This window comes from Marinomonas algicola, from assembly GCF_014805825.1.
Classification (GTDB): Bacteria; Pseudomonadota; Gammaproteobacteria; order Pseudomonadales; family Marinomonadaceae; genus Marinomonas; species Marinomonas algicola.
The window spans coordinates 2170659-2182782 of the sequence record NZ_CP061941.1 but is presented as its reverse complement, the minus strand read 5'-3'; the positions used below and the strand labels follow the sequence as shown (position 1 = coordinate 2182782).

The following is a 12124-nucleotide window of genomic DNA, read 5'->3' as shown; positions in this document are numbered from 1 at the left end:
ATGGATACTCATCTCATATCTCGTAGTCGATTGTTGTTTGTGGCGATTTTATTATCATTTTTTGCGTCTCTTTCGGTGGCTGAAACTCCTGACGATCCATGGGAAGGTTATAATCGGGCTATGTTCAACTTTAACTCGAGTGTTGACAGTGCCTTGCTTAAGCCTATAGCCAAAGGATATGACAAAATTGTGCCTAATCCGGTCCAGAAAGGTGTGAGTAATTTCTTTTCTAACTTGGGTGAAATCAGTAATTTGACGAATAATCTTCTGCAAGGAAAGCCAGACGGTGTTGCTACGTCTTTTTTTCGATTTGTAATTAACAGTACGGCTGGGTGGGGTGGTTTATTTGATGTCGCCACAGAACTCGGTTTAGTTGAAAAAGAAGAAGATTTTGGCCAAACCCTCGGCTATTGGGGGGTGGGTGCAGGCCCTTATGTTATTTTGCCGTTTTTGGGCTCTTCTACGGTCAGAGACACAGGAGGGTTGGCCGTCGATTATGCAAATTATGATCCTGTTGAGATACTGGCGTTAGGCAACAAAGAAGAGTTAGGTTTAACTGTTTTAGAAATCATTGATTTAAGGGCCAGTTTTCTATCAGCTGAATCGTTAATTTTTGGGGACCGTTATACTTTTATTCGCGATGTGTATTTACAAACAAGGGACAGAGCCATTCGTGATGGTAAGGATAAAGCGTCAAAGAAAAATGAGACCTCAGATGATAGCCGTTGGGGCGAAGAAACAGACAGTTGGGGTGAAGAAACAGACAGTTGGGGTGATATTGATGAAGAGCTTAATACAATCTAACGACTGTTTTCGTTCTTTTGCCAATTGAACCTATTTTTTATTAAAGAGCCCTTGTTAAAAGACAAGGGTTTTTTATATCTCTTTCTCATTGGTGTTCATTTTAAACCCTTGCTTTTAAGGTAATAAGCTTAACCATAGGGCAAGTAAATCGTATTTTGAGAAATAACATAGAATTTACTTTTCCCACCGGTGAAGTAACTTATGAGTGAGGCACTGCGAAAGTGAAAAAAGAGTGACAACGTTTTGCAACACAATGGGCCTTACGTCTTGATCCTGTATTGATATTTTCTGATGAACTTATTTAGAAATGAGAGAGGGCGGTGTTGCTCGCCAGTCATGATATTACTCTCTTAACCAAACGTTGTGATTCTCTAATCGATTTACAGCGCTTGTTGCGAAGAAAAAATTCGTGTTGCATAAAATGAAATACAAAGTTGATAATATATCAATATACACAAGATGATTCTTATTATAAAGTGTCCCCAAGTTAGTGACTGAGCCAAGTTGGCCAGTCAATGTTATTTGTATTTGCTGTGTGCAATACTTTTACTCCAAGCGGAACAATTTTATTATGTCTCAGAACTATTTCAATACTTTACCTTTACGTGAACAGTTGGCTCAATTAGCAAAATGCCGTTTTATGTCTATGGACGAATTTTCAGATGGCGTCGATGCGCTGAAAGGCAAAAAAATTGTTGTTATTGGTTGTGGTGCTCAAGGGCTAAACCAAGGGTTAAACTTACGTGATTCTGGTCTAGACGTTTCTTACACTTTACGTGCCGCAGCCATTGCCGAAAAACGCCAATCTTGGAAAAACGCGACTGAAAACGGGTTTGTTGTTGGAACTTACCAAGAATTGATTCCGACAGCGGACGTTGTCTTGAACCTAACACCAGATAAACAACACACTCCTGTTGTTAATGAAATCATGCCGCTGATGAAAGAAGGGGCTTGTTTATCTTATTCTCACGGTTTTAATATCGTAGAAGAAGGCATGCAAATTCGTGAAGATTTAACCGTTATAATGGTGGCGCCTAAGTGCCCTGGTTCTGAAGTACGTGCTGAATACGTTCGTGGTTTCGGTGTACCAACACTGATCGCAGTTCACGAAGATAACGATCCTAAAGGTGAAGGTCTTGCGCTTGCTAAAGCTTATGCAGTCGGTACTGGCGGCCATAAAGCAGGCGTTTTAATGTCTTCTTTCATCGCAGAAGTAAAATCTGACCTGATGGGAGAGCAAACTATCCTGTGTGGTATGTTGCAAACTGGCTCTATTCTTTGCTTCGACAAAATGATTGAAGAGGGTATTGACGCTGGTTATGCTTCTCGTTTGATCCAATACGGTTGGGAAACCATCACCGAAGCGTTGAAATATGGCGGTGTGACTAACATGCTAGATCGTCTTTCTAACCCAGCTAAGATCAAAGCATTTGATCTTTCTGAAGAGCTTAAAGTCATCATGCGTCCTTTGTACAACAAGCATCAAGATGACATCATCAACGGCACTTTCTCTCGCGTTATGATGGAAGACTGGGCGAACGATGATAAAAACTTACTAGGTTGGAGAGCTGAAACGGCCGAAACTAACTTCGAAAAAACGCCTGCTGGAGACGTTGAAATTTCTGAACAAGAATTCTTCGATAACGGCATCTTGATGGTTGCTATGGTTAAAGCCGGTGTTGAATTAGCATTCGAAACAATGACAGCCGCTGGCATCATTGCCGAGTCTGCTTACTACGAGTCTCTACATGAAACGCCACTTATCGCGAACACAATCGCTCGTAAAAAACTTTATGAAATGAATGCGACTATCTCTGATACAGCTGAATACGGTTGTTACTTATACAACCACGCCTGTCTTCCATTGTTAGCTGACTTTATGAAAGACATTAAAACGGACGTTATTGGTAAAGGTCTTTCTTTAGAGGACACAGGTGTTGATAACGCTCGTTTAATCGAAGTGAATACAGCATTACGCTCTCATCCAGTTGAAGCCATTGGCGGCGTTTTACGTGGTCACATGGCCGATATGAAAAAAATCGTTTAATAGGATTCTGACACTACCACTACGTAATTAAACTTAGCATTGGTGGTGTTCATACTATTCTGTTTTAGCTTTAAAAAAGCCGAGTGATTCCTCATTGAACACTCGGCTTTTTCTTTAATATTATATTGGTTGAGATGTCATTTTATGGACAAGGCAATTAGCTTAAACAAGGTTACTGTTAACTTTGATGATCGCTTTACGCTGAGCGAGATTGATTGGACCCTAGAGAAACAGCAGCATTGGGTCATAACGGGCACTAATGGCTCAGGTAAGTCTGCTTTAGCGGCCGTGCTAGCCGGCGTTGGTGACATTGAACAAGGTTCGCTTACGAACCTACCTAAGAAAGTTGGGTTGGTATCTTTTGAGGCTCAAGCGGAATTGATTGCAAAAGAGCTAAAAAAAGACGATGCCGATATCATGGACGTTATCTCTCTCGGTACGCCGGTTCATGAGATGATTTTTGAGCATTGTGAGGATCCTCAACTTGCCAAATCGTTAGTAGAAAAATTCGGTATTAGTCAATTACTTGACCGTGCCTTTCGTAAGCTTTCTACTGGAGAAACCCGAAAGGTTATGTTGATCCGGGCACTTTCTAGTAAGCCAGAATTGCTTATCTTAGATGAGCCTTTTGATGGGTTAGATGTTGATACTTTATCGATGTTACAAGAACACCTTTCATCTATCATAGATACAACACCAATGGTATTGGTGCTGAATCGCTTTGATGAAATGCCAGATTTTATTACGAATGTGGCGTATTTAGATAAAGATAATACTAATAACAATTCGAATATAGGTCGTTTGGCTCTAACGATTGATCGAAAAGACAAGGCCGCATTTAATGAGCTATATCAATTGTTGCATTTAAAAACCACAGAGCTAAGCATTCCAGAAGCCGATTCAGCGACAGCATTGCCAGCACTTGACTCAACCCAACCCTTAGTAAAACTTAATCAAGCAACGATTCAATACGGCGATACCGTGATTGTCGATAAACTCGACTGGACGATTCACCCCAACCAGCATTGGCAGCTCAGCGGCCCAAACGGCAGTGGTAAAACAGGCGTCTTGTCTCTGATCACTGGCGACCACCCTCAGTGCTATACCAATGACATTTTTGTCTTCGGATTCCAGCGCGGGAAGGGCGAAAGCATCTGGCAAATTAAGCAATTTATTGGTTACGTTTCGACGGCCTTGCAATGGGAATATCGTGTCAGCACCAGTTGTAAAAACGTCATTATTTCGGGCTTTTACGACAGCATTGGCATGTACAGCAAATCATCCGACAATCAAAAGAAGATCGCTGACCAATGGCTCACGTTGCTTGGGATGAAAGATCGCGCTGACCAGCCATTTAATAAACTCTCCTACGGCGACCAACGTTTATTGCTTATCGCTCGTGCCATGGTGAAACACCCTCCGTTGTTGATACTAGATGAGCCCTGCCTCGGCCTGGATGACATGAACCGACAGCTGGTTTTAGCGTTAATTGAAAAAATCTGCCAAGGCTCAGAAACCACCGTGCTTTATGTGAACCACCACGCGGAAGATAAGATCAAAGGAATAGAAAACCACTTGGGGTTGATAAAGCGCTAGCTTTGTATTTATGGCCTTTCCACTGATGGAGCGCATTTTAATCCAAGTGAAGGGGCTCTGCTTGGCTTACGTCGTTGTTGCATTTTTGTTCGCTGGGTTAAAATCGTATAAGAAACCTTGCAAAAATGTTAAGAGTGTTGCTATTAATTTACTGAGGTAAGTCGATAACATCAAGCTAAAGCTTATGGTTACGATAAAAGTTAACTGTAAAACGGCACTGGTCAGCCATTTCATTCTATATGTGAGAGGAACAGCGTGGACGTTAAAATAGTAAAGTCGTATTTGTTGTTCAAACCTGAAGCGGAAGAGTGTTATCCATTTGATGAAAGTATCGCGGTGTTTAAAGTTCAAGGGAAAATGTTTGCTTTATTGAGTCGCTATCAAGGACGCCCATTGGTGAATTTGAAATGCAATCCAGACCACGCGATCGAATTAAGAGGCATTTTTGAAGAAGTTTTTCCTGCTTATCATATGAATAAGCGTCATTGGAATTCGATCTTTTTAGACGGTGAATTGCCAATGGGAGAACTTGAACGTTTGATTGATCACTCCTATGCGTTAGTCGTCAAAGGGTTAAAAAAATCGATCAGAGAAGGGTTAGAAGTACGATATGGTAAGCCACTTATTTATCAAGGTGACATTAAAAAACATTAATTAATGAAAAACACATAAGCCAGTTTGAACGCTGACTTATGTGTTTTGCCGTTTGATAGCTTGCAAAATAAGTTTTATTTTTAGAGTTTAAAAGTGGACATGACTTTTTGCGTCTGCTTTGAGGTTTCTGCTAGCGCGTCGCTGGTGTCACTATTTTGAGTGATCTGCGCACTGACTTTCCCTGATAATTCAGCTACTTTTTGATTGAGGTTGTTGAGTCTTTGAACGGCATCGCTTTGTCTGTTCACATTTTCTAACACTGTGCTACTGGCTTGTGTAATGTCTTCAACAGAAGCGGCTATTTCCTGTAAGTATTGTGTCGTCAGAGCAATTTCCTCCGTTGTTTTTTGCGATTGTTTATGGCTTTCTGTGATACGCTCTTCAGCTTGTTTTGCCCCATTTTGGAGTTTGCTAATCATTGCTTGAATTTCATCGGTTGACGCTTGAGTTCGGCTTGCTAACCCTCTAACTTCATCCGCTACAACAGCGAAACCGCGGCCTTGCTCACCGGCACGTGCGGCTTCAATAGCGGCATTAAGCGCAAGTAAGTTGGTTTGCTCCGCTATTGCACTAATAACATCAAGAACAGAACCAATTGTTTGAGACTGCTCGGCAAGTTGTACAACGGTTTTTAACCCTGATTCTAATTCATGGGAAAGGTGGTCAAGAGATTGAACGGTTTGTTTAATAGATTCTTGTCCAGTATTTGTTTTATCGACTGTGACTTGGGCTGAAGACAAAGTAGATCGTGTGCTTTCGGTCACTTGCCCTTTAAAGCCGTCCACTTCTTCAATGGTTTTCTCCATTTCTAAAAACATACTTTCGCGTTCTTGAGTGATTTGTTGTGTAGAGTGAGAGACTACTTTGAGGTTTTGACTTTGTACTTCAACTTCTTTGTTTAATAAGATGGCTTCTGAAAGTGTATTGGATAAGCGATCAATAAACGTATTGTATGAAATGGCAATTTTTGTGATTTTGTCGTTACCTGAGACAGGTAAGCGTCTGCTTAGGTCACCGTCACCATCGGCAATATTTTGAAGGGCTGTCTGTACTTCTCCGAGAGGCCTTAAAATTGATCCAACTATGATATAAGAAATCAGCAAACCAGCCAGAACAAAGATTGAGTTAATTGCGGTCATTTCAATCGCTTTGCTCATAAATTGCTCATCTACATCGTCTAAGTAAATGCCTGATCCGAGAATCCAATCCCATTCCTTAAATCCTTTAACATATGATATTTTTTCGATAGGCTCTTTGCTGTTTGCTTTAGGCCACAAATACTCCACAAAACCAGCGTTGCTTTTCTTAACAATGCGCACCATTTCTTCAAAAAACTTTCTGCCTTTTGCATCTTCTAAGTCTCTTAAATATTTACCATCTAGGGCTGGATTTACAGAATGCATAATCATGGTTGCATTGTAGTCGTTGATCCAAAAGTATTCCGAGCCAGAATAACGTGTACCCTTAATGGTATTCATCGCATAATATTGAGCTTGTTCCTTATTTAGTGCTCCAGATTCTTCCAATTCATGGAAATGCTCAATGACTCCCATGGCCGTTTCAACAACATGTTTTGTTTGAGCGTATTTTGCATCAAGTATGGCTTGCTTACTAATGCTGAGAGAAAAGTAACCGGTGACGAATAAGCCAAAAGAAAAGAAAACGACTAGACTAAGCAGCCTATAATTGATTGAGACTTTACGTAAAGCGTTGGTCATAAGAGGGCCCCTGTAATTCGAGTTTTAACATGCTGGCTTTGTAGATATTTTAAATACTCTCATCCGTTTTTCTGCATCTCAGCAATGAATTTATTTGATTCGGATATCGATTTATTCATATCATTCAATAGAACTTGGATGTCGTTCTTTAAACTTGAGAACTCTCCCTTTATTGCTGTTACAGCTTGAGAATTAAGATTGTGCTTTAAATACAGAACATTATCTTGCAATGAAGATAATACGGGCTGCATTTTTTCTTCTGAGCTGCGCATTGAACGAAGTAATTGGATAAATTGTCGTTTTGTTGATGCCAGTTTCTTTGCGCTCTCACGTTTAAGAGAGGCATTTTTATAAAGCTCTAATTCATCTGTCCATTCTGCAAATAAAGCCTCAGCGACACTTTCTACTTTATTGATGTTATTTGTGACATCATTTGCCGCATCTAAGCTTGACTGGTAGTCATCATTAAGTTGATTGTAGACCTCTTTCAATTCACCGCCATTAAAGTTTACTAGGGTGGTAAGCCTTTCTAAGGCAGATTGAAACTCTTCCTGAGAGGATTCTTGAGCCTCTTTCGTCTCTTCCACCCGATCTACAAGAATATCTCGCTTGTGGATACCGACGGATTCCATTGCTGAATAATAAGCCGTTTGACAACCAGTCGTTAGTGCTAAAGTGAATGCAATGGTTGACGCCTTTAGTAAAGTACGCTTTTTCATTGAAAATCCTATTTTATGACAATCTGTATATGGACGTTGCTAACAATTCTAGCACTTCAAAGAGAATTAGTCTGGCTCTGTTTTCTTATCTAGACGGAAATCGTGTTGATGTTTTAATTGGACAAAGGTTGGATCTTGTATAAAGATAAAAAGAGCTTTAGGTTCGATACCGTGCGACTTTATTATGCGATGATAGTCAAAAAACTGAGCCTCAGTAAACGGATCGATAAAATAGTCTACTTTAATTTTGGATTAACGAACTAAGTGAGAAAATTATGTCACGGCAAGTGTTTAAAGAGCCAGACCAATGGATTTTGTTTATTGCAATGACGATTGCATCGGTAAATGGTGTGATGATAGGTCAGCTTTTTATTTTATTAGTAGGCATTCCTTTTCTTTTATTGTCTGTTTTAATTGTATCGCGCCTTACCGTATATTTATGGATAGCATTTACCACGGGGGCAGTGGTAAATGTCATTCTTTCTAGTGTGTCAGGAACGGATTACTTTGTCACTGGAATGTATGCGTTATTGATTGTTTATGGTCTTTATGAATTGTTCAAATCAGTGAATTTAGATAAACCCAGTCATTAGAATTTTTCTAAGAAACTCTTTAACGACCCTGATTAGGTTCAAATTTTCATGATTTTGATCAGAGTCGTTATCCATTTTTTTACAGGGTTAAGTTGTTTTGTAGATAATTTTTCATATATAAATTGGCCTGCCAAATATCCGTTAGATGCGACTGTGTTTTTGGCATTGTATGTGCGTAAGGAAAGGGTCCAAATTCTGGCGTTATACTAAAAGAGGGCTGATTGTTTCGTTTAGCATTATTAATGACTTGTTGCCAAATGCGAGTATGATTTTCCAAGTGTGCTTTCCAAATTGGGTCGCTTGGATCCGTTATTTGAGGGCCTTCTTCGTAACCCACGCGAGCATGGATATGATGTACATTGTTTAAAATACTATTCACTCTTTCAACTTGATCGCTTAAATCGGATTCATGAACAACCATCCAGTGGCTAACATCTAAGTTTAATGGCAGCTTGATGCGCGATTGCAAAATAGTTTCCGTTGATAAAGTACTAAACGTAGGTCTAAATCTATGTGTTTCATGCACTATGGTAATACCATATTTAGATTGAAACTCACTTGCTAAATCATAAAGAGCCAGGTTCTCCTCAAGACTAAATATGTCTCTTCCGGTATGGCTATTGATCAGTTTAGGGCTGAACTTACGAGCATAGTCTAGTTGGTCTTTATAGCTTTTTAAATGTTCTGTAGGTGTATCCCCTTGCGTTGCAACACCAACAATAATGTCTAAACCGAGTCGTTCATGTACGTTAAGCGTTAGCTCAGGTGAAAGAGGGTAAAAAGGTAAAAATAACTCAGTGCCATGATAACCTTCTTTATGCACTTGTCTTGTTAGACTAATTAAATCGTCTTCATTACGGCAGTTCGTTTCCCAGAATGATTTGTGAAAGTGTAATTTCATATAAGCCTCTAAAACTATTTATAACGTAAGTAAAATTGGGGGTAAGAATACGCATGATACTTCCTAATACAAGCTGATATTCGTTATTGGAAAAAATATTTTTATAAATATTCATTATGAGAAAGATAAGGTGTTATTTATAGTATCTGAACTTAATGTGTTCAATAGCTTTATTTCAGAAGGGTTTTATATGTTAACAAAAGAGCAAGTTCAGCAATATCATTCAACGGGGTATTTAGTTTTAGATGAGTTGTTTGATGCCAATGAAATCGGCAAAGTAATTGCTAGAGCGGATAAAATCATTAGAGAATGGGATGATGGTTCCAAAGATCATATCTTTACTACAAAAGATAATGATAGAACGGGCAATGATTTCTTTCTAGACTCAGCCGAAGAAATCAGATGTTTTTTTGAAGAGGAAGCCTTTAGTGAAACAGGAGAATTAAATCAAGCACGTGAGCTTTGCATCAATAAAATTGGGCATGCTTTGCATGAACTAGACCCTGTTTTTGAACGTTTTAGCCATTTACCTGTTCTGGGCGATATTGCTCAAGCAATAGGGCTGACAACACCTCAAATTAGACAGTCGATGTATATCTTTAAACAGCCTAAAATTGGTGGAGAAGTCAATTGGCATCAAGATGCCAGCTTTTTCTATACAACCCCCCAAAGTGTGGTGACATTCTGGTTTGCGATGGAGGATGCGACTCTAGAAAATGGGTGTTTATGGGTTGAAAATGAAGGTCACAAAGGTCCGTTAAGAGAACGTTTTAATCGTGACGGTGATGTGACTAACATGGAAAAATTAGATGATATGCCTTGGCCGAATGAAATCAGTGGAACACCTGTTGAAGTAAAGGCTGGTAGTTTAATTGTGTTCCATGGCTACCTACCGCACTACAGCGCACCAAACCGTTCTAATAAGTCTCGTCAAGCGTATACGTTACATGTTACCGATGGCTCAACAGAGTATGCTAAAGAGAATTGGCTGCAGTCTGTTAACTTACCTTTACGGGGCTTTAATTAAGCGCTCTTACTTGTTCCGGAGAAAGCTTATACGCAGCTTGTATAATTTGTTCTTTAAGCCAAGTATGAGCTTTATCTGATTCACTTCGTTGATGCCAAATAAGAGAGTAAACTACCTCTGAACTAGGAAGAGGCATGGGAAGTTCAATAAGGTCACGTACTTTGCAGCTGTATGCGGCCCAGGTTGACGATGTGGTAAAAACCAAATCTGATTGACTGCACAAACTTGATGCCGAATGAAAATCAGGTACTTGTACGGCAATGTCTCTTTCCAAGCCTCGTTTTGCGAGCGTTTGGTCGAATATTGGGGTCCCTAACTCATTGTCTCTTACATGTATGTGTCTACAGTTGAGGTAACTTTCTTGATTCCATGCTTGCATTAAAGCAGGGTGTTTACCATTTACTAAGCAGACCAAATGATCTCGATAGAGTTCATAGCTGTTTAAATAATTACCTAGGTTCGGTGTTTGACCGATATCATGTGGAAGAATCACAAAATCCAATAACCCTTGATTGAGGTGTTCTAAACTTAAGGTATCTTTGAACCAAGTATCTAGACGTACTCCAGGGGCATGAATAAGCAGGTTATTTAACAATTTCGCAGTAATAAATTCAAACGCACTTTCTTGCATAGAAAGGCGAAAAGTCCCTTTATATTCGGCTAAAAGGAATCGGCTTTGAGTGAAAAGCGATTCAATAGCGTCAATGGCGATAGACAGCTTCGGTTCGATTGAGAGCGCAAAAGCCGTCGGAGTCAAGCCGTGAGATGTTCTATGGAAGAGTGGGTCTTTAAAAATATATCGTAATTGAGATAAGTTTTTACTAATACTGGATTGGCTTAAATTCAATCTATCCGCCGCCTGAGAGGCGCTCCGTTCTTTTAACAGTGCTTTTAAGGTAATTAAAAGGTTAATGTTTACTCGAGATAGTTTTGCAAAGTCCATCGTGTTCCTTTGTGATATTCACTATTATTTGAACCTTCAGTATAACAAATTTCAATGATGTAGATTCCTAACTTAGCTTTCTCTGTAAATAAATGGCGCTTTTTAAATTACCCGTTTCGTACTAATCTTAAGCAATGAATGGTGAAAATCATGGGGTTATCCAATATTCATCAGATTACCAATATGGAATGAATAACAGGAGTAATGTTTTATGAAGTCTTTGATTTTTTTATGGATGTTTTTTATTCCGTCAGCGTTAATGGCAAAAAATACAGTTACTTTTTACATAGGGGAGTGGCCGCCCTATACTTCTGAGGATCACACAAAGGAGTACCTTGCTGAAGTCCTTGTAGAAGAATCATTTCATAATCAAGGATACTCTGTACGCTTTGAATACCACCCTTGGAAAAGGGGGTTCTCAAGCGTTAATCTCGGTAATGTTGACGGAACTTTCCCTTGGTATAAAACGCAACAAAGAGAAAAACAATTTATCCTTTCTAAAGAGGCGCTATTTCGAGAGAAGCAAGTTTTTTTTCACTTGAAAAGTACAGATTTTCAGTGGGAAACATATGATGACTTAAAGGCCTACCAAGTCGGAGGCACGGTAGGCTATTATGATACTACATTGCTCGAAGAAAATGGTGTAAACGTCTTTGTAACAACTGACGAGCGTTTTAACTTTAAAATGCTGATGGCAGGAAGAATTGACGCTTATCCATCTGGGTCTCTGGTTGGCTACGAAGTTATCAAATCACTGTTTTCGCCTGAAGAAGCAACCCTTTTTACAACGCATCCTAAAGTGATAAAAGAGGGTGGTATGCATGTATTATTCTCCAAACAGACTCAGGACGGACAAGAGCTTGCCGACGCGTTTGATCGTGGAATACGAAGGCTAAAAGCGTCTGGGAGATATAAAGAAATTCTGTCTTCATTTACCAATTAGTATGGCGTTCCTTGTCAAGAGTTTATTTATTAGATAGGAATGAGTTTAAAAAATCTGATCAATATTGAAAAAAGCGTAACCTAACTTTATTGTGTAAGTCGGAATTTATTTTTACAGTCGAGGTAATTATCATCGAAATTGTCGATCTCAAGTCTGACATGTTTATCCCTATGTACGTT

At 39.4% G+C, this 12124-nt stretch carries 11 protein-coding genes; 7 read left to right on the top strand and 4 right to left on the bottom strand.

The window, feature by feature from the left end:
* The 4 genes from IEZ33_RS09955 to IEZ33_RS09940 all read left to right on the top strand — a co-directional run bounded on the left by IEZ33_RS09955 (nt 1) and on the right by IEZ33_RS09940 (nt 5101).
* Nucleotides 1–804, top strand: a complete 804-nt coding sequence (locus IEZ33_RS09955; protein WP_191599946.1) for an MlaA family lipoprotein — start codon at nt 1–3, stop codon at nt 802–804.
* A gap of 571 nt (nt 805–1375) precedes the next feature.
* On the top strand, nt 1376–2851 hold the full coding sequence (gene ilvC / locus IEZ33_RS09950; protein WP_191599945.1) for a ketol-acid reductoisomerase: 1476 nt from the start codon (nt 1376–1378) through the stop codon (nt 2849–2851).
* Nucleotides 2852–2995: 144 nt separating this feature from the next.
* Nucleotides 2996–4447, top strand: a complete 1452-nt coding sequence (gene modF, locus IEZ33_RS09945) for a molybdate ABC transporter ATP-binding protein ModF (protein ID WP_191599944.1) — start codon at nt 2996–2998, stop codon at nt 4445–4447.
* 255 nt (nt 4448–4702) lie between these two features.
* Complete coding sequence (locus IEZ33_RS09940; protein ID WP_191599943.1) at nt 4703–5101, top strand: MmcQ/YjbR family DNA-binding protein; 399 nt, start codon at nt 4703–4705, stop codon at nt 5099–5101.
* 80 nt (nt 5102–5181) lie between these two features.
* Here the strand turns inward: IEZ33_RS09940 and IEZ33_RS09935 are convergent, their stop codons facing one another.
* On the bottom strand, nt 5182–6819 hold the full coding sequence (locus tag IEZ33_RS09935) for a methyl-accepting chemotaxis protein (protein WP_191599942.1): 1638 nt from the start codon (nt 6817–6819) through the stop codon (nt 5182–5184).
* 59 nt (nt 6820–6878) lie between these two features.
* The gene (locus IEZ33_RS09930) at nt 6879–7538 is read right to left on the bottom strand and encodes a DUF2959 domain-containing protein (protein WP_191599941.1); all 660 of its coding nucleotides are present in this window, start codon (nt 7536–7538) and stop codon (nt 6879–6881) included.
* 275 nt (nt 7539–7813) lie between these two features.
* Here IEZ33_RS09930 and IEZ33_RS09925 point away from each other — a divergent pair, with 275 nt between their 5' ends.
* Nucleotides 7814–8131 carry a hypothetical protein gene (locus IEZ33_RS09925; protein WP_191599940.1) on the top strand — a complete coding sequence of 106 codons (318 nt, stop codon included), beginning with the start codon at nt 7814–7816 and terminating at the stop codon, nt 8129–8131.
* Between the two features lie 79 nt (nt 8132–8210).
* Here the strand turns inward: IEZ33_RS09925 and IEZ33_RS09920 are convergent, their stop codons facing one another.
* Nucleotides 8211–9032, bottom strand: a complete 822-nt coding sequence (locus tag IEZ33_RS09920) for an apurinic/apyrimidinic endonuclease family protein (protein WP_191599939.1) — start codon at nt 9030–9032, stop codon at nt 8211–8213.
* Between the two features lie 130 nt (nt 9033–9162).
* Between IEZ33_RS09920 and IEZ33_RS09915 the strand changes: the two genes are divergently transcribed.
* Nucleotides 9163–10059: a phytanoyl-CoA dioxygenase family protein gene (locus tag IEZ33_RS09915; RefSeq protein ID WP_240009496.1), complete on the top strand. Its 897-nt coding sequence runs from the start codon at nt 9163–9165 to the stop codon at nt 10057–10059.
* Here IEZ33_RS09915 and IEZ33_RS09910 read toward each other — a convergent pair.
* Nucleotides 10052–11002, bottom strand: a complete 951-nt coding sequence (locus IEZ33_RS09910; protein WP_191599938.1) for a LysR family transcriptional regulator — start codon at nt 11000–11002, stop codon at nt 10052–10054. The two genes, IEZ33_RS09915 and IEZ33_RS09910, sit on opposite strands and share 8 nt — an antisense overlap.
* A gap of 211 nt (nt 11003–11213) precedes the next feature.
* On the opposite strand from IEZ33_RS09910, the gene IEZ33_RS09905 reads away from it, so the two are divergent.
* Nucleotides 11214–11945: a substrate-binding periplasmic protein gene (locus tag IEZ33_RS09905; RefSeq protein ID WP_191599937.1), complete on the top strand. Its 732-nt coding sequence runs from the start codon at nt 11214–11216 to the stop codon at nt 11943–11945.
* Nucleotides 11946–12124 lie beyond the last annotated feature (179 nt).

Excerpts from the sequence above, each read along its gene's own strand:
- IEZ33_RS09955 (WP_191599946.1), top strand. The coding sequence starts at position 1 with ATGGATACTCATCTCATATCTCGTAGTCGATTGTTGTTTGTGGCGATT.
- ilvC (WP_191599945.1), top strand. The coding sequence starts at position 1,376 with ATGTCTCAGAACTATTTCAATACTTTACCTTTACGTGAACAGTTGGCT.
- modF (WP_191599944.1), top strand. The coding sequence starts at position 2,996 with ATGGACAAGGCAATTAGCTTAAACAAGGTTACTGTTAACTTTGATGAT.
- IEZ33_RS09935 (WP_191599942.1), bottom strand. The coding sequence starts at position 6,819 with ATGACCAACGCTTTACGTAAAGTCTCAATCAATTATAGGCTGCTTAGT.
- IEZ33_RS09930 (WP_191599941.1), bottom strand. The coding sequence starts at position 7,538 with ATGAAAAAGCGTACTTTACTAAAGGCGTCAACCATTGCATTCACTTTA.
- IEZ33_RS09925 (WP_191599940.1), top strand. The coding sequence starts at position 7,814 with ATGTCACGGCAAGTGTTTAAAGAGCCAGACCAATGGATTTTGTTTATT.
- IEZ33_RS09920 (WP_191599939.1), bottom strand. The coding sequence starts at position 9,032 with ATGAAATTACACTTTCACAAATCATTCTGGGAAACGAACTGCCGTAAT.
- IEZ33_RS09910 (WP_191599938.1), bottom strand. The coding sequence starts at position 11,002 with ATGGACTTTGCAAAACTATCTCGAGTAAACATTAACCTTTTAATTACC.
- IEZ33_RS09905 (WP_191599937.1), top strand. The coding sequence starts at position 11,214 with ATGAAGTCTTTGATTTTTTTATGGATGTTTTTTATTCCGTCAGCGTTA.